Genomic DNA, 17,882 nt, shown 5'->3' on the forward strand with positions numbered 1-17,882 from the left:
TTTGTAATAAACATTGAAAGTTTACATTTATTTGTTCGTGAAAATTTCACTTGCAGGAGGCTACTATAGTGCAGGAATACGTTCTTTGGTATCAAGAGTTGGGCATGGACGACGTAAGTCGCGTTGGTGGTAAAAACGCATCACTCGGAGAAATGATATCAAACTTGTCAAATGCAGGGGTGCAAGTACCTGGTGGATTTGCCACTACCGCCGATGCTTTTAATGAATTTTTGGTGCAAAGCGGTGTAGAGGCGAAAATCCATGATGTATTGGATGCACTTGACGTTGATGACGTGAATGCGCTTGCTAAAGCGGGTAAACAAATTCGCGAGTGGGTATTGGACACACCGTTTCAACCCGATTTAGAGGCTGCCATAAAAAGCGCTTTTGACACACTTTGTGCAGATGCTGGCGACCAAGCTTCTTTTGCTGTGCGCTCATCCGCAACGGCAGAGGACATGCCGGATGCCTCATTCGCAGGCCAGCAAGAAACGTATTTGAATGTAAAAGGCTACGAAGCAGTACTGCTGGCCATAAAACATGTATTTGCTTCCCTTTTCAACGACCGAGCAATCTCATATCGTGTGCATCAGGGCTATGACCACAAAGGCGTTGCGCTTTCTGCAGGAATTCAGCGCATGGTGCGAAGCGACATGGCAGCCTCAGGCGTCATGTTCACCATTGATACAGAATCAGGATTTGAGGATGTAGTGTTTATTACTAGCTCATTAGGGCTGGGTGAAATGGTAGTTCAAGGCGCCGTCAACCCTGATGAGTTTTATGTGCATAAGCCAACCTTAGATGCTGGAAATCCTGCTGTTTTGCGCCGTAATTTGGGCAGCAAACTCATTAAGATGATTTATTCTGATGACGAAGCTCACGGTAAACAGGTTGAAATCGTAGACATTGATAGCGAGCTGTCCAAACAGTTTTCAATCACTGATGATGAAGTCATGGAGCTGGCTAAACAGGCCATGATTATCGAGAAGCACTACAAGCGGCCTATGGATATTGAATGGGCAAAAGACGGGCTAGACGGCAAGTTATACATTGTACAAGCTCGACCTGAAACAGTTCGTAGCCGTGAAGATATTCAAGTAATTGAGCGCTTTCAGTTAAAAGACGCAGCCAGTAAACTGATTTGCGACGGTAGGGCAATTGGTCACAAAATTGGTGCCGGTACGGCAAAAGTACTCGATTCTATCGCCGAGATGGACAAAATTCAGCAAGGCGATGTGTTGGTTACCGATATGACAGACCCTGATTGGGAGCCCATTATGAAAAAGGCTTCCGCTATTGTCACCAATCGCGGTGGTAGGACATGTCATGCTGCGATTATTGCTCGCGAGATGGGTATTCCTGCGGTTGTGGGCTGTGGTGATGCCACAGAATCTATCGAAACGGGTGATAAGGTCACCGTATCATGCGCGGAAGGTGACACCGGTTATATCTACAACGAAGTACTTGATTTTGACGTCACTCGGTCTCGTATTGATGCGATGCCAGACTTACCTCTAAAGGTTATGATGAATGTGGGTAACCCGGACCGAGCGTTTGACTTTGCGCGCTTGCCTCATGAAGGTGTGGGTTTAGCGCGATTAGAGTTTATTATCAATCGAATGATTGGGGTTCATCCCAAAGCCTTACTCAATTTTGACGAGCAGCCTGACGACGTTAAAGCTGAAATTTCTGATATGATTGCGGGTTACGCGTCACCGGTCGAGTACTATATAGAAAAGCTTGTTGAGGGCATTTCCAGTATCGGAGCTGCGTTCTCGCCTAAAAAAGTTATTGTACGCATGTCAGACTTTAAATCTAACGAATACTTCAATCTAGTCGGCGGATTTCAGTACGAGCCAGATGAAGAAAATCCGATGCTTGGTTTTAGAGGCGCGAGTCGATATGTTTCCGAAGATTTTCGTGATTGTTTTGCCCTTGAGTGTGAGGCAATTAAGCGTGTGCGAAATAAGATGGGCTTGACCAATGTTGAAATTATGATCCCCTTCATAAGAACCGTGGATGAGGGTCGTCAAGTGATTGAGCTATTGAAAGAGCAAGGGCTTGAGCAGGGCGATAAAGGCCTGCGCATCATCATGATGTGTGAGCTGCCTTCCAATGCGCTATTGGCAGATCAATTTTTAGATTTATTTGACGGATTTTCAATCGGATCTAACGATTTAACGCAGTTAACGCTTGGGCTGGATCGCGACTCTGGCCTAATTGCGCATTTGTTTGACGAACGCAATGACGCGGTAAAAGCCTTGCTTTCAATGGCAATTAAAGCGGCAAAAGCGCGTGGTAAATATGTCGGAATTTGCGGTCAAGGTCCATCTGATCATGAAGACTTTGCAGCATGGTTGGTTGAGCAGGGCATTGATAGTGTGTCACTGAACCCGGATACTGTGGTTGAGACATGGCTTTATTTGGATGAAAAGCTCAAAGCTTCGTAATCTACCTATGTACTAAACGCATTTACTTCAAAAATTAAACGCGACCCCTTGGTCGCGTTTTGCATTATACCAAGTTCAAAATCTTTACTGTCATCATTTCTAGCCGCAAAAGTAGATTTTTTTGAGTGTTTGAGCATCTGAAATTTATCTTCTTGTAGAGTGACTAGCCCTAAGTGCGTATACTGAACGCTGAATTCTCAGGAGGCACAATTGAGCGCGTTACCGGTCCTTACACCCAGCGATACGCTAGATAAACATACTCAGGCATATTTAGATGCACTTAAAGCGACTTCGTTTGCTGGAGATATAGAAATTGGATACGCCAGTAGAATGGCTGTTGCGACAGATAACTCCATCTACCAAGTTTTGCCTCAAGCGGTGGTGTTTCCAAAAAGTGTGGACGATTTAGCGCTTATTGCACGAACCAGCAATGCTTTTGAGAGTGTCACATTCAGCGCAAGAGGCGGCGGTACAGGCACAAATGGACAATCGCTCACCCCCGGTATTGTTATAGATACTTCCCGTCACATGCGCAAAATCTTAGAGTTGAACACTGACGAGGGCTGGGTCAAAGTACAATGCGGCGTTATCAAAGATGCACTCAACGACTATTTGCGACCTCATGGATACTTTTTCTCGCCCGATTTATCAACTAGTAACCGAGCGACAATAGGCGGCATGATCAACACTGATGCCTCAGGTCAGGGATCATTGGTTTATGGGAAAACCAGTGATCATGTCTTAGGGCTCACATCAGTACTTGCAGACGGTGAAGTATTACGTACGCGCCCCATCAGCACTGAAGCTGCAAAGAATATCGTACGAGACGGTAATAGCAGGTATGCGCGAATATTACAGCAGGTCTTAGAAACCTGCGTGGGTAAGCGCAAAGCCATATTAGACAAGTTTCCTCGCTTAAATCGCTTCCTTACCGGATATGACCTAGAGCACGCATTTGATGAGCCGCAAGGCCTTGTAGATGTCAGCCGATTACTTGCAGGCTCAGAAGGCTCATTAGCCTATATTGCTGAAGCAAAACTAAGCATCACTAAAATTCCCACGCACACTGCGCTGGTAAACGTTAAGTACAATAACTTTGAGTCTGCGCTTCGCCATGCTCCGTCTATGATTGCGGCCAATGCGACATCAGTTGAAACGGTTGATAGTCGAGTGCTGGATTTAGCGCGTTCTGACATTATTTGGCATAGCGTATCTGACCTTATAAAAGACGTCCCTAACACCGTGATGGACGGTCTCAATATGGTCGAATATAACAGCGATGATCTTGATGACATTGAGAGCAAAATTCGCATGTTGAGTGAACGCTTAGATAATGAAATCGCAAGTGGTTCGAGCGGCGTGATTGGCTACCAAATCACTTATGACAAAAACGATATAAAGAAAATTTACGCCATGCGTAAAAAAGCGGTTGGTTTGCTGGGTAAAACAAAGGGAAATAAAAAGCCCATTGCGTTTGCAGAAGACACGGCCGTTCCTCCTGAAAAGCTTGCCGATTTTATTATGGAGTTTCGCGCGCTTTTAGATAGTTATGATCTTCAATATGGTATGTTCGGCCACGTCGACGCGGGTGTTCTGCATGTTAGACCAGCGCTGGACTTATACGATGTGGAACAAGAGAAACTGGTCAAAACCATTTCCGATCAGGTGGTGGCTTTGGTTGCCAAATATGGCGGTCTGATGTGGGGGGAACACGGAAAAGGCTACCGAAGCGAGTATGCACCTGAATTTTTTGGTGAAGCGCTTTTTGATGAAATATGTAAGATAAAAGCGGCCTTTGACCCAGCTAATAAAATGAACCCCGGCAAAATATGCATGCCTTATCAGTCTGGCGCTGAGTTAGTCTCGGTAGATGCGGTAAAACGTGCCAGCTTTGATCGCCAAATTCCAGTAAGCTTTCGTGAAAGCTTCGCCCCTGCCATGAGCTGTAACGGCAATGGATTGTGTTTTAACTATGACACCAGCTCTCCAATGTGCCCTTCGAGTAAAATTACAAGAGATCGTCGACACAGCCCTAAAGGAAGAGCGGGCCTGATCCGTGAATGGCTTTTCCAACTGCAGCGACATGGGGTAGAAACTGAAGCGCTGTCGTACAAAAGCTTTGATAAGCAAGCTGGGCTTTTCCAAAGTTTAGTGAATGTGTTTCAGGCAAAAGAAAAAAATAACGACCATGCGACGTCTACTGATTTTTCGCATGAAGTATTTGATGCGATGAATGGCTGCTTGGCATGTAAGTCGTGTACTAATCAATGTCCAATCAATGTTGATGTACCCGATTTTCGTGCTAAGTTTTTAGCGATTTACCACACCAAGTACGCTCGCCCATTAAAAGACTACTTTGTTGCCAACGTGGAGAAGTTGGCTCCTATGCTTGCCAAAGTCCCTCGCGCAGCAAACTTTTGTTTAAATAATTCGCTGACAAAATATGTCTTAAAAAACTGGATAGGGTATGTAGACGCGCCATTGCTTTCTTACCCGCCCTTGAGTGCGCGACCTAGCGCAATAAAGAGCGCTTATGATTTCGATGCACTTACAAAATTAAGCGATGAAGAAAAATCAAAAACCGTATTAGTGGTACAAGACCCTTTCACCAGCTTTTATGACGCAGAAGCAGTTGAGCATAGCTTAGCGTTGATAAGATCTCTTGGTTACCAGCCTGTTTTATTGCCATTTTCGCCAAATGGTAAACCGCAGCACGTGAAAGGATTTCTAGATAAGTTTGAACATACTGCCCGCTCAACGGCTGCTTTTTTAAATAAACTTCATTCGCTTGGAATAACAATGTTGGGAGTGGATGCCTCTTTGGTGCTGTGTTATCGAGATGAGTACGATAAAATACTCAAGGCGGAACGTGGGCACTTTAAAGTCGACACCTTCACAGAGTGGCTGGCAGGGCTTCCTAAATCAGTATATCCAGATTCTGTTTTATCTGACGATACTTACTACTTGTTTGCTCATTGTACAGAAAAAACTGCGCTCCCCCAAAGTGAGAAAGTCTGGCAGCAGGTGTTTAAAAACTTCGGCCTTAAGCTAGAAATTGTGCCAGTTGGCTGCTGCGGGATGGCTGGCACTTACGGACATGAGACACAACACCTAGCAAACAGTATCGGGATTTTTGATCTAAGCTGGCGAGAAAGAATTGAAAAGCTTAACGGCGATTATGTGTTGGCGAGCGGATACTCATGTCGAAGCCAGGTGAAAAGGCTAGCCAACTTTAGACCTAAACACCCAGTAGAAGCGCTCGTAAAGATTGCGCAGTAAAGCACACTACACGGAAAAACTATTTGGACAAAACATGACAGAAATAAACGATCAAGCCTCTTTATCTGCTTGGGTAAGAGAGCAGTTCCAACGCGCAAACAAACACTTAGCAGAAAAGGGCATCTTGTTTGAATCGGTAGTGACTGAAAACAGTCGATACTTGGCTCCACATGCTGCTGTGTGGCAAATTCGCGCACAAGATAAAAAGTCGTATTGGGTCATCAGCGGTGATTTACCTGCGGATGCTGTGCCCATTGAGGCGGCAGGTTCAGCAAGAGAGGCAATGAAGCGCTTTTCTTATACCTGGCAAATGCAGGCAGAAAACATTGAGCGGAGTAATACAACTGACAGTGTGCAGTTAGATTTTGCAAAGTTGTTACAGAAAAAAGCAGAAATGGTATATGCGATTTCTAACGAAGAAAAATTGTGGCAAGACCAAGTGTAACTATAACCAGTTACTAGATGTGCGCGCTTGGCCTTGCCTTTGGTTGACTACTCATCACCCATTGTTGATACAGCTGCTGTCTCTTCAACTTTTTTCGTCTCTGTGCGAGCGATTAGCGTGAAGCCATCGCTGGAAAGCGAAGGAGCAATTGCAAATGGTGTAATTTCGATTGAAGCTTTAGTTTCCACATCAAGAATGGCTGTAATTTCAGCTTTATCGAAGTTTGTTTGCGAAACAACAGCTAACTCATTGGTTGTTGCTTGAACTGGACTTGCTAGGCCAGCGCTTAGAGCCAAAATGGCTAAGGTTTTCATAATATCTCTCCTAATTAAAAAAATTGTCATGTTTGTGATTAAATTCAACTTAAAATAAACATGTTATTTACATCTTTAACCTAATGAAATAAAACAATTTATTGTATATTTCACCCAGTATATTACGGCTGTTTTGAATAATTCTTAAACAATATTATTTGTTATTTAACATTAGATAATCTAATGTATCGACTATTCCTTTACCGTAATTCTTAATTCAGATGCTTGTTGCCAAATTTATGACTGTGAAGGTCTGACACGCGGCATAAGCAAATACAATGCCAATGGTAAACTAAAATGCCAAAACGTCTTCCACCACTGAACGCTTTGAAAGCTTTTGAGTCCGCAGGTCGTCATTTGAGCTTCACAAAAGCGGCTGACGAACTATTCGTTACTCAAGCGGCGGTAAGTCATCAAATAAAATCTTTGGAAAGCTTTTTATCAATGAAGCTCTTTCATCGAAAGAATCGCTCGCTCTTATTGACCGAGGAAGGTCAGACATACTTTCAAGAGCTCAGAGATATCTTTGTCCAAATCCAAGAGGCGACAGACCGACTGCTCGCCTCAAATGAAAAGGGCGCTATTACTGTTGCAACGCCGCCAAGTTTTGCCAGTCAGTGGCTGGTACCAAAGATTTATCAGTTTTCTGCCCAGCATCCTGATATTGACGTAAGAATAAAAGCGATAGACTTGGACGATGGTTTTTTGGATGACTCTATCGATATTGCGGTTTACTACGGAAAGGGCTATTGGTCAGGCTTACATTCAATAAAACTATTAGCCGAATATCTAACGCCAATGTGTTCCCCCTTATTATTGAAAAGCGCAAAACCTTTGCAATCACTTAATGACTTAAAGCATCACACGCTCCTTCACGACAACACGCGCGGCGCTTGGAAAAATTGGCTGAATAAATTTGATGTGAAAGGCGTTAATGTTAATCAAGGGCCAATATTCAGCCATACTATGTTGGTATTGCAAGCAGCGGCAATCGGGCAGGGCATTGCGCTTTCTGATACGGTCTTAGCGAAACCCGATATAGATAGTGGACGCTTAATTTGCCCCTTTGCAGAAACGATTGAAAGTAAGCGTAGTCACTATTTAGTATGCAAAGAGTCGCAAGCGGAGATAAGCAAGATCAAAATATTCAGTGATTGGATGCTAGCGCAGATTGAACCGACCTTGGTAAATGCTCTTCCGCCAAATGATTAGGCCTTTAAATGACTTTAGAAAAACACAGCATAAGCGCGGGAAACGTAATTAAGGCTTCATATAGTGAGGCACAACTTCGATACTCAAAGCTTTCGCTATGCAGTGGCGTTGTATTCGCGCTTTTGGGTGTCGCAATTGGTGCATTCGCGGCTCACGGGCTAAAAAGCAGCATGAGTACTTATGAGATGAACTTAATTGAAACAGCCGCTCGTTATCAGATGTACCATGCTTTTGCGATGATCCTAGTGGGACTATTGGGACTTATGCTTAGCACTGGGGTAAATGCCAATGATTTGGGTATCACCAAAGCTCTAAAGTGCTCATGCGTAACCTTTGCTTTAGGCATCGTGTGCTTCAGTGCAAGCCTGTATATTTTTGCTATTTCTGGCGTGAAGTGGCTGGTGTTTATAACACCCATCGGCGGACTGTTATTCATATTAGGCTGGCTAGCTTTTTTGTTTATGATAATCAAAGGTGTACACGTCCTTTCTTCGCAGACTAAAGCGACCAAATATGAGAATGACTCGCGATGAGTGATTTTCTGTTTTATTGTCGCAGCGGCTATGAGGCTGACCTATTGGCCGAGCTAGACGATGCTTTTTTATCGAAAGGGCAGTATGGTTATGCCAAGTTCGCAAAAAACTCAGGTTTTATTGTTTATCATGTGCCTTCAAGTACAGAGCAAAATGCGAAAACGCTAAGTAAGTTACTAAACCCAGATAAGAGCCCCTCATTGCGCAGCCTTATTTTTGCGCGACAAAAGCTGTTCATGATAGACGAGCTCGAATTTGATAGTGTCGATGATCGCATTAGTCCCATTTTAGCGGCTATTGAAACATCTGACCTGCTACCGAAGTGCCACTTCAGCGATGTTTTGGTGGAATACCCAGACACCGATCATGGTAAAGAAATGGCTAAGTTCTGCAAAAAATTCACTGTGCCCTTAAGGGCGGCACTGCGCAAGCAAGGTTTACTGCATAAACAAAGTCAAGACACAGTATCAACACTTTCAGACAGCAAGGTTGCAGGCATCCCAAAAGCGAGCAGACTTTTTCTTCATGTCTTTTTTGAAAAAGGCAATTCGTGCAAAATCTCCATAAGTATTGAAGGCGACAGAAGTCCTCATCCGCAAGGAATTCTTCGCTTAAAGTTTCCATCTGACGCCCCCTCGCGTTCCACCTTAAAACTAGAAGAAGCGATTCATTATTTTTGCAACGCTCGGCAACAAGGTGTTTTGTTCCAAAACGGCATGACGGCAGTTGACCTAGGAGCCTGTCCGGGCGGCTGGACGTACCAATTGGTCAAACGTGGGATGCGAGTAGAAGCCATAGACAATGGTGCGATGGACTCACGGTTAATGGAATCGGGCCTAGTGGATTATTACGCTGCGGACGGATTTAGCTATCAACCAAAGGAAGGTCACGTGGATTGGTTAGTTTGCGATATGATTGAAAAGCCAGATCGCGTGGCTGCGCTAATCATGCAGTGGCTTAAAAAGGGAAAATGCAGCGCCGCATTATTTAATTTAAAGCTACCTATGAAAAGACGCTATCAAACGCTTGCACCAATTATTGAGCAGTTCTTCGCTCTAGACAACGATTCACAGCAAGCTCAACCTAAGGCGCGAACGCTAGGTGAATTCTCTGCAAAAGTTGGGCTTTACATAAGCGCTAAGCACCTTTATCACAATCGCGATGAAGTCACCTTTTTCATTCTTAAAAACAGCCAAATGTGTGCTGAAATGTTGACATAAAGGTCTTTTTCAGGGGCTTCATTCGGCTATTTCAAAAATAAGCGTGAAAGAGGTGTAATTTCTGCTCAATAATCTATATAATCCGCCGCAATTTTTCTCTAACCTATAAAGTGGAAATATGTCAGATTTAGCTCACTACAGAAATATAGGTATTTTTGCTCACGTTGACGCGGGTAAAACGACCACTACTGAACGAATTTTAAAACTTACCGGTAAAATTCATAAAACCGGTGAAGTACATGACGGTGAATCAACTACCGATTTCATGGAACAAGAAGCAGAGCGTGGTATTACCATTCAGTCTGCAGCAACCACTTGTTTCTGGAAAGATCATCGAATGAATATCATCGATACTCCTGGGCACGTTGATTTCACAGTAGAAGTATATCGTTCACTTAAAGTACTTGACGGTGGTGTGGGTGTATTCTGTGGATCTGGCGGCGTTGAGCCTCAATCAGAGACTAACTGGCGCTATGCAAACGAATCAGAAGTCGCGCGTATTATCTTTGTAAACAAGCTTGACCGTATGGGCGCTGATTTTTACCGCGTTGTTAAGCAAGTAAAAGATGTGCTGGGCGCAAATCCATTGGTTATGGCCTTACCCATTGGTATTGAAGATGACTTCGTAGGTATTGTCGATGTCCTTGAGCAAAAAGCGTACATCTGGGACGATACAGGCCTTCCTGAAAACTTTAAAGTTGAAGATGTACCTGCTGATTTAGTGGAAAAAGCGGCTGAGTATCGCGAAGCATTAGTTGAAACGGCGGTAGAGCAAGACGACGACTTAATGATGGCATACATGGAAGGCGAAGAGCCGTCTATTGAAGACCTCAAACGTTGTATAAGAGAAGGCACGCGTAAGTTGGACTTCTTCCCGACATATTGTGGTTCTGCATTTAAAAACAAGGGTGTACAAAACGTACTTGATGCGGTTGTTGACTATTTGCCAAGCCCAACTGAAGTTGACCCTCAAGAGCTAACTGACCCTGAAACAGGCGAGCCTACAGGTGAGGTCGCTACTGTGTCTACTGATGAGCCATTCCGTGCGCTTGCGTTTAAAATCATGGATGACCGTTTCGGTGCGCTTACCTTTATTCGCGTCTACTCCGGTGTGCTCAATAAGGGCGATACAATCCTCAATTCTGCCACAGGCAAAACTGAGCGTATTGGCCGTATGGTTGAGATGCACGCGAACGACCGTACTGAGTTAAGCTCAGCACAAGCTGGCGATATCATTGCTATTGTAGGTATGAAGAACGTACAAACGGGTCATACGCTTTGCGATCCTAAGCACGAATGTACACTTGAGCCAATGATTTTCCCAGATCCAGTTATCTCAATTGCTGTCGCGCCAAAAGATAAAGGCTCTACTGAGAAAATGGGTATTGCCATTGGTAAAATGGTTGCAGAAGATCCTTCGTTCCAAGTTGAGACGGATGAAGACTCAGGTGAAACTATCCTCAAAGGTATGGGTGAGCTCCACTTAGATATTAAAGTAGACATCTTAAAGCGTACCTATGGCGTTGAGCTTGAGGTGGGTCAACCGCAGGTTGCATACCGCGAGACAATCACTCAGGCGGTTGAAGATTCATACACGCATAAGAAGCAGTCTGGTGGTTCTGGTCAGTTTGGTAAAATTGATTACCGCATCCGTCCTGGTGAGCCAAACTCTGGTTTTGTGTTTAACTCAATTGTTGTGGGTGGTAATGTACCAAAAGAATTCTTCCCAGCAATCGAGAAGGGTTTTAAAGGCATGATGGCTGAAGGTGTACTTGCAGGCTTCCCAGTGTTAGACGTTGAGGTTGAGCTTTACGACGGTGGATTCCACGCAGTTGATTCATCGGCCGTAGCCTTTGAAATTGCAGCTAAAGGTGCATTCCGTCAGTCAATTCCAAAAGCAGGTCCACAGTTAATTGAACCCATCATGAAGGTTGATGTTTTTACGCCTGAAGATCACGTTGGTGACGTTATTGGTGACTTAAACCGTCGTCGCGGTATGATCAAGGATCAAGAAGCTGGTGTAACAGGCGTTCGCGTTAAAGCAGACGTACCTCTTTCTGAGATGTTTGGTTATATCGGACACCTGCGTACTATGACATCAGGTCGTGGTCAGTTCTCTATGGAGTTCTCACACTACAACCCTTGTCCTGCTAACGTTTCTGAGAAAGTCATCGAAGAAGTGAAAGCGCGTAAAGAAGAGAAGAAGTAAGCGTGTAATTCACCGCTTCTAATAATCGAAACCGGCGCTTGATGAAGATCAGCGCCGGTTTTTTTATATTGGCAGTATTAAGCGTCGTTTCTTTATTATCCAGAGTTCGGGTTAATTAGAATTCAGCTTAACTAGCACTAAAGGCTTTGAGTAATTCTTCGTAATCTTGTTTTCGCGTGGGTTTTTGGGCGTAGCGGTCTTGATAGTATCGTTTCACAAACAGCAGCACATATTTCCTCTGCTGTTCTTTAAGGCTCGGCACCACTCGTTCAATAAACTGTTTGAGTGTTTCTTGCGCTTGCTTTTCAAACCCTTTTTTACGCAGCAGAGCAAACAGTTTTTGTTCGGGTTGGTAGGGCGCTTTGTTAAACCATCTTTTATACGGCAAAAACATTAGACCAATGAGAAGCGCGATGCTAGCTAGTGCAAGGAACATAAAGCTTGTCATGTTCTTGGCATTAAAAGCACCAAACCAGTCTTTAATTAACTCTTTTTGACTGTCTTGGTCATAGCGTAAAACAGATTGCGTCCATTGATGATCAAGCAGCACAAAAAAGTCATTGAGGCTTTTGAATAGCGGAACTTCGTTTAACTCTGATAAATTAAAGGGTTTTTCCACTAACTCACTGTCTTCTTCGCTAAGACTAGAAAACAATCCGGCCGTGAGTCTGTCCGGTGCAACAAGTGCGGTTGGGTCTATTCTAAGCCAGCCTTTATCATCGTCCCAGTATTCTACCCAAGCGTGAGCATCGTACTGACGAACGGTGAGAATATTGTCGTTTTGCAGCTCTCCGCCCTGATAACCTGCAACAACACGGGCAGGGATATCGGCTAAACGCAGCATGTAAGCGAGGGCAGTGGCGTAATGGGAGCAAAAACCTTTTTGATAATCAAACAAAAATTGATCGACAGGCTGTTGGCGCATAAACGGCGGCTTTAAGGTGTACGAGAACTTGTCAGGGTCGAACAAGCTAAGCAAGCGAGCTACCTTTTGGTTAATCGTCATGCTTGCATTGATTTCATCATCAATAAAGGCGCGGGTTCTTGGGTTGCCTGACCTTGGTACTTGCAGATTTCGAGTTTTATCATACTCACTCATAAAATAGTTTAACGGTGCATCTAAATATGAATTAACAATATACAGGCTTGGCTTTGTATTCTCTTTTTGGGTGAATAGTTGATAGGCCTTGTTCAGCTGTATACTACGGTCACTGACAACCTCTTCTACAACGGGTACATCTAAGGAGTATTGCCAGCGAGTATCATTTGGCTCCGCAACAATTAAATAGCGCGTATATGAGCCTGATGGTGTAATTTCAGGTGTGCGTTCAGTATTACTGATGTCCTCGCCCAGAGTCCACGACTCTCCGTCGAAGTGTTGTAAAACAATGGAGCGCCAGTAACGGTCTTCTGTCTTGGGCACTTCGTCCATAAATTCTGCCCGAAAAGCTAATTCGCTAGATTGCGCTAAATTGGCAATGTCGCCAGGACGAATGGTTTCTGACAAGCCAGTGCTGGTCGACTTATTAGCAGCCGCCTCCCAAAGGGGCGGTAAGCGGGGCACCATCACAAACAAGATAATAGTAATCGGCAGTGTTTGAGCAATGAGTTTGACAGACTGTTTGACGCCTTTAAAAGTAGGCATGTTTCCGATATTAATGAGCAGGGCGCTGGTGATTGCGCTAAACAGAATCAGACTATAATAGCCAGTCAGCATTAAATCTTGATGATAAATAAATCCGCATGCCACTAAAAATATGACAACCACCATAATCATATGAAAATCAGCAAAAGAACGCATGGTGATCAACTTCAGGCACCCCGCCACAATTAGCAGATTTATCATGGTAGAGAGTAAGCCAAATTGACCTGAAAAAAATATCAGCAAAACCATGCAAAAAACAGCGAGAAGATTGAGGGTTAGATTATTAATAGGCTTGACTTTTTGAACCGTTTTGGCCCAGATTACGCCAAGTGTGCAGGCGAACAATATCCACACCCATGGCATCAAATTGTCTGACAGTGGCAATACAGCAAAGGCAAAACAGGCACTGATAATAATGCCTGGTGCCTGCATTTGCACTTGGCTAAGCGCGCGCATCTTCCGCTCTCCTGTTCATTTTGTTGCGATGGCCGAAAGTCGCCAGATGAAATAAACACTTGTCTAAATGCGCGATAGATGCCTGAGGCAGTATTTTCGTTGCCCCTAAATCGAGCCCGTATTCGACTTTGTCGCGAGATAGCTCCTGAACCTGATAGCTTAGTGCTCGTAAACCATTCTCTAGTTCATCAAACAATGCTTGGTTCTCACTGATTTCGATAGAAGCGGTTTGCAATAGGGCCGAATTCAATGCGAGCGTGTTTACATGATCGCTCAGACGTAACCAACCGCTAATGCCGCTATGTACAGAAAAGTCTTTCGTCAGCAGGCCTTGACCTTTTGCCACATGTTTCCATGACACATGATGTACGGGGTCGGTTTCAATGTGGTTACGAATGCCTTGTAAGTCGTCTGCCTGCATGGGACGTGTGCTTTGCGATTGTTCGTTATCGTCCTCTTGTGCAGACTGATGCAGCTGTATAGGCGTTTTTCGCGCGCTTGGATACACTAAAATTTGATGCTTGGGTTGCAGGTAGCTCCAGCATCGATAAAGACCAAAACCGAAAAAGCATTCTACTTTAATGCGCTTGCACAAATGTAAGCCGCGAGACATTGGGGCAAGATTAAGCTTGAGCTCGGTGCTTTCAAAATGCTCATCGAGCGCATATACAGCCGTTCGATCGTCAGACCTTAATACAAATTCCCCGCCCGGATAGCGATTCTGGCTGAAAAGTCGGCATCTTAAAACTACATCTCTATTCTCAAAGTCTGCTTCAAAGGGCAAAAATTCGAGCGAGTGTTGTGTAAAGAATTGATAGCTATGGAAAAGCGAGAGCAACAGCAGAGCCGAAAAGAAATAACTCATTCCCAATACAATATTGTTCTGGTAATTCGTGCCCAAAATAAATAGGAAGGCAACAATGCAGATGATTGCCCAGCCGAAACTCGATGGCAAGATAAAGGTGTTAGTTAAATTAAAACGACTCTTGTTTTCTGCTGGAATGCGTTTATCCAACCAGTGGTTGCGACGGGTAAGCCATGTATTTCGAAACGCATTGATTGAGCGCTGCATTATGCCGCCAGAGGATCGACCTGTTGTAGCAAATGTTCGCTGTATGAGCTTGATTTTTGACTGAGCAACTGACCACGCAATCTGTGTTCGCAAACACCACCAAAGACCAGTTGTACGTCCTCAGGCGTCACATAATTTCGCTCGTTCACGAAGGCTGCGGCTTTCGCCGTATTCACTAGTGCTTTTGCTGCTCGTGGTGATAGTGCGTTGGGGAAGTCACTGGAGCTTCGCGTGGCATTAACGAGCTTAAGTACATAATGTAAAATAGCATCGCTTACAGTGACTTCTTCAACTTGTTGTTGAAGCTGAGATAGCGTTTGAACATCAACGACAGTTTGAAGCTCACATGAGTGCGTATCATTCAGCAGCATCGCTTTTTCAGATTCGTAATCTGGATACCCTAAGGATAATTGCATATTAAATCGGTCAAGCTGGGATTCGGGCAAAGGGTGTGTGCCTGACTGATGCAGTGGATTTTGGGTCGCGATAACAAAAAACGGGTCGGGCAAGTCGCGGGTAGTGCCATCTATTGTCACCTGTCGTTCTGCCATTGCCTCTAGAAGGGCGCTTTGGGTTTTTGGACTGGCTCTGTTAATTTCGTCGGCAAGCACCACCTGATTAAAAATAGGACCGGGATGAAAGCTAAAGCTATTGGTGCTTTGTTCGTAAATGTTAATCCCTAGCATGTCGGCAGGGAGCAGATCGGAAGTAAACTGAATTCGCGCAAACTCTAGTCCAAGCACCTTGGACAGTGATTGTGACAGGGTAGTTTTACCCATGCCCGGCAAGTCTTCCAATAGCAAATGTCCCCGCGCCAGCAAACAAATTAGCGACAGCTCAATTTGTGCTTCTTTGCCTCGGATCACGTTTCCTATTTGTTCAATACACTGTTGTACGTCTGCTCGCATGGTCTATTTCTTTTGTGTTCATTTTTACATGATAAAGGGATACATGATAATTTAGGTAATGCTTATATCAATTATCGCCTTAAATACGCTGGTATGTTATTCACTTAAAAAATTCATTACACTAAAAACTTACCTCAGAGCATCGATACGCGTTTAGGCTGTAAGTGCGCCAGCACAATAATCAAGACCAAAAAGCGAAAAAGCTTAAGCGGTAGTGCTATAAAACGTAGCATACAATTATGTGTAAGTCTTAGAGGATATCGGCGATCACAAAAAAACACTTAACACTGACTGTATTACGCATTGTTTAAAATAAAAAGGAACTGCAATGGCAAATCATCCTCTGGCAGGAAAATCTCCGAAAGCTTCACAGCTCATCAATGTGGCAAAGTTGTGTAGTGATTACTACTCGCAAACGCCAGACGTATTGATTAAAGAACAAGCTGTCAGTTTCGGCACATCAGGCCACCGTGGCTCATCTGCTTTAGCCTCCTTCAACGACGCTCATATTGGGGCAATCTGCCAAGCGCTTTGTGAATATCGTCAGGCCAACAGCATAGACGGCCCTCTGTTTATTGGAAAAGATACCCATGCGCTGTCTGAACCCGCATTAGTAACCGCAATTGAAGTCTTAGTGGCAAATGGCGTTGAAGTTGTGATTCAACAAGACAATGCATTCACGCCAACGCCGGTCATATCACAACGTATCGTTAGCTACAATCGCGGCAGAACAGAGCATTTAGCGGATGGCATTGTGATTACCCCCTCGCACAACCCGCCCAGCGACGGTGGATTTAAGTACAATGAAACTCATGGAGGTCCTGCGGGCGGCGAGACCACCTCGCAGATACAAAATCGTGCTAATGAAATCATCGCAACGGGCGGGGCGCAAGTTAAGCGTGTCCCTATTAACCGTGCAATGCAAAGTGACAACTTAACTCAAGTGGATTTTGCGGTGGACTATGTCCACGCACTAAAGGATGTAGTGGACTTACAAGCCATCAGCGATGCGAAAGTTAAAATGGGAACTGACCCCTTGGGCGGCTCTGGATTGGCGTACTGGGACAAAATTGCAGACAAATATTCCTTAGATATTACCTTAGTAAACCCTGAATTGGACCAGCGCTTTGCGTTTATGCGCTGTGATCGCGACGGTAAAATTCGGATGGATTGTTCTTCTGCCTTCGCGATGTCTGGCTTGATTGAAATGAAGAACTCCTTTGATATTGCTTTTGGAAATGACCCTGACTTCGACCGCCATGGGATTGTTTGTCCCTCGGTAGGTTTAATGAATCCAAATCACTACTTGGCAGTTGCTATTCAATATTTATATCAAAATCGTCCGCATTGGTCAGATAATCAAGCCATCGGTAAGACACTGGTATCCAGTAGCATGATTGACCGCGTTGCGAACAAGTTGGGGCGACAATTGCTAGAAATGCCCGTTGGTTTTAAGTGGTTTGTAGATGGTTTATCAAAACGCGCGATTGCCTTTGCGGGGGAGGAGTCAGCAGGCGGGATATTCTTGCAAAGAGACGGACAAACTTGGGCAACCGACAAAGACGGATTCATTATGAGTTTGCTCGCTGCAGAGATTAAAGCAAAGACCGACAAAGATCCGGGTGAGCATTATCAAGCTTTGACGCAGGAATTTGGCGCTCCGAATTATACCCGAATTGACGTTGCTGCTACGCTTGAGCAAAAACAAAGGCTTTCACAGTTAGACGCATCTAATATTTCCGCTTCAGATATGGCGGGTGAGACAATCACGCAAATTCAAACTAACGCTCCTGGCAATAACGCGCCGATAGGCGGGGTAAAAGTGAGTACCGAAAACGGTTGGTTTGCAGCAAGACCCTCTGGCACTGAAAACGTCTATAAAATTTATGCAGAAAGCTTTAAGGATGAAACTCACTTACAGAAAATCATTAAAGACGCAGAGCAATTAGTTGAGGAAGTACTATAAAATTCCCAAATGTAAGCATAAGTGCGTGATCATGTAAAAAATATGTAAATTTATTACCGCTTTGTAGTCTAATATAATAAATTGGTCTTTGAATTTTACAAAAATGCAACATGCATACGTATTTAGTCGCTATTGTATATAGTTTTGGCTCGATTTGTGTAATAAACTTTCAA

Annotated in this window: 12 protein-coding genes; 8 read left to right on the top strand and 4 right to left on the bottom strand. The window is 44.2% G+C overall.

The window, feature by feature from the left end:
• Positions 1 to 68: 68 nt before the first annotated feature.
• The 3 genes from ppsA (at position 69) to PN836_RS01930 (ending at position 6,174) form a co-directional block, all read left to right on the top strand.
• The gene (gene ppsA, locus PN836_RS01920) at positions 69 to 2,450 is read left to right on the top strand and encodes a phosphoenolpyruvate synthase (protein ID WP_395342874.1); all 2,382 of its coding nucleotides are present in this window, start codon (positions 69 to 71) and stop codon (positions 2,448 to 2,450) included.
• Between the two features lie 210 nt (positions 2,451 to 2,660).
• Positions 2,661 to 5,729 (top strand): FAD-binding and (Fe-S)-binding domain-containing protein, encoded by a 3,069-nt coding sequence (locus PN836_RS01925; protein ID WP_395342876.1) that lies wholly within the window; start codon positions 2,661 to 2,663, stop codon positions 5,727 to 5,729.
• A gap of 34 nt (positions 5,730 to 5,763) precedes the next feature.
• Positions 5,764 to 6,174 carry a DUF4826 family protein gene (locus tag PN836_RS01930; protein WP_395342878.1) on the top strand — a complete coding sequence of 137 codons (411 nt, stop codon included), beginning with the start codon at positions 5,764 to 5,766 and terminating at the stop codon, positions 6,172 to 6,174.
• A gap of 47 nt (positions 6,175 to 6,221) precedes the next feature.
• On the opposite strand, the gene PN836_RS01935 is transcribed toward PN836_RS01930, so the two are convergent.
• Entirely contained in the window at positions 6,222 to 6,488 is a 267-nt protein-coding gene (locus tag PN836_RS01935; RefSeq protein WP_395342880.1) for a hypothetical protein, read from the bottom strand.
• Positions 6,489 to 6,785: 297 nt separating this feature from the next.
• On the opposite strand from PN836_RS01935, the gene PN836_RS01940 reads away from it, so the two are divergent.
• The 4 genes from PN836_RS01940 to fusA all read left to right on the top strand — a co-directional run bounded on the left by PN836_RS01940 (position 6,786) and on the right by fusA (position 11,662).
• On the top strand, positions 6,786 to 7,700 hold the full coding sequence (locus PN836_RS01940) for a transcriptional regulator GcvA (protein WP_395342882.1): 915 nt from the start codon (positions 6,786 to 6,788) through the stop codon (positions 7,698 to 7,700).
• Positions 7,701 to 7,708: 8 nt separating this feature from the next.
• Positions 7,709 to 8,233 (top strand): DUF423 domain-containing protein, encoded by a 525-nt coding sequence (locus PN836_RS01945; protein ID WP_395342884.1) that lies wholly within the window; start codon positions 7,709 to 7,711, stop codon positions 8,231 to 8,233.
• Complete coding sequence (gene rlmM, locus PN836_RS01950) at positions 8,230 to 9,453, top strand: 23S rRNA (cytidine(2498)-2'-O)-methyltransferase RlmM (protein ID WP_395342885.1); 1,224 nt, start codon at positions 8,230 to 8,232, stop codon at positions 9,451 to 9,453. The genes PN836_RS01945 and rlmM overlap by 4 nt, the downstream gene beginning before the upstream one ends.
• Before the next feature lie 118 nt (positions 9,454 to 9,571).
• The gene (gene fusA / locus PN836_RS01955) at positions 9,572 to 11,662 is read left to right on the top strand and encodes an elongation factor G (protein ID WP_395342887.1); all 2,091 of its coding nucleotides are present in this window, start codon (positions 9,572 to 9,574) and stop codon (positions 11,660 to 11,662) included.
• A 127-nt stretch (positions 11,663 to 11,789) separates the two neighbouring features.
• Here the strand turns inward: fusA and PN836_RS01960 are convergent, their stop codons facing one another.
• The 3 genes from PN836_RS01960 to PN836_RS01970 are packed head-to-tail and all read right to left on the bottom strand — an operon-like array spanning position 11,790 to position 15,743.
• A complete protein-coding gene (locus PN836_RS01960; RefSeq protein WP_395342889.1) occupies positions 11,790 to 13,763 on the bottom strand; it encodes a transglutaminaseTgpA domain-containing protein in 1,974 nt (657 codons plus the stop codon).
• A complete protein-coding gene (locus PN836_RS01965) occupies positions 13,750 to 14,835 on the bottom strand; it encodes a DUF58 domain-containing protein (RefSeq protein ID WP_395342891.1) in 1,086 nt (361 codons plus the stop codon). Before PN836_RS01965 ends, PN836_RS01960 begins: the two co-directional genes overlap by 14 nt.
• Positions 14,835 to 15,743, bottom strand: coding sequence for an AAA family ATPase (locus PN836_RS01970; protein WP_395342893.1), 909 nt, complete (start codon positions 15,741 to 15,743; stop codon positions 14,835 to 14,837). Before PN836_RS01970 ends, PN836_RS01965 begins: the two co-directional genes overlap by 1 nt.
• A 328-nt stretch (positions 15,744 to 16,071) precedes the next feature.
• Between PN836_RS01970 and pgm the strand changes: the two genes are divergently transcribed.
• Positions 16,072 to 17,709, top strand: a complete 1,638-nt coding sequence (gene pgm, locus PN836_RS01975; RefSeq protein WP_395342895.1) for a phosphoglucomutase (alpha-D-glucose-1,6-bisphosphate-dependent) — start codon at positions 16,072 to 16,074, stop codon at positions 17,707 to 17,709.
• The last annotated feature ends 173 nt before the right edge of the window (positions 17,710 to 17,882 follow it).

Origin of the sequence: Ningiella algicola (genome assembly GCF_028401415.2) — a bacterium.
Taxonomy (GTDB): Bacteria; Pseudomonadota; Gammaproteobacteria; order Enterobacterales; family Alteromonadaceae; genus Glaciecola.

Bases quoted from the DNA above. Each gene is read 5' to 3' on its own strand.
- PN836_RS01930 (WP_395342878.1), top strand. From the start codon at position 5,764: ATGACAGAAATAAACGATCAAGCCTCTTTATCTGCTTGGGTAAGAGAG.
- PN836_RS01935 (WP_395342880.1), bottom strand. From the start codon at position 6,488: ATGAAAACCTTAGCCATTTTGGCTCTAAGCGCTGGCCTAGCAAGTCCA.
- PN836_RS01940 (WP_395342882.1), top strand. From the start codon at position 6,786: ATGCCAAAACGTCTTCCACCACTGAACGCTTTGAAAGCTTTTGAGTCC.
- PN836_RS01945 (WP_395342884.1), top strand. From the start codon at position 7,709: ATGACTTTAGAAAAACACAGCATAAGCGCGGGAAACGTAATTAAGGCT.
- rlmM (WP_395342885.1), top strand. From the start codon at position 8,230: ATGAGTGATTTTCTGTTTTATTGTCGCAGCGGCTATGAGGCTGACCTA.
- fusA (WP_395342887.1), top strand. From the start codon at position 9,572: ATGTCAGATTTAGCTCACTACAGAAATATAGGTATTTTTGCTCACGTT.
- PN836_RS01960 (WP_395342889.1), bottom strand. From the start codon at position 13,763: ATGCGCGCGCTTAGCCAAGTGCAAATGCAGGCACCAGGCATTATTATC.
- PN836_RS01965 (WP_395342891.1), bottom strand. From the start codon at position 14,835: ATGCAGCGCTCAATCAATGCGTTTCGAAATACATGGCTTACCCGTCGC.
- PN836_RS01970 (WP_395342893.1), bottom strand. From the start codon at position 15,743: ATGCGAGCAGACGTACAACAGTGTATTGAACAAATAGGAAACGTGATC.
- pgm (WP_395342895.1), top strand. From the start codon at position 16,072: ATGGCAAATCATCCTCTGGCAGGAAAATCTCCGAAAGCTTCACAGCTC.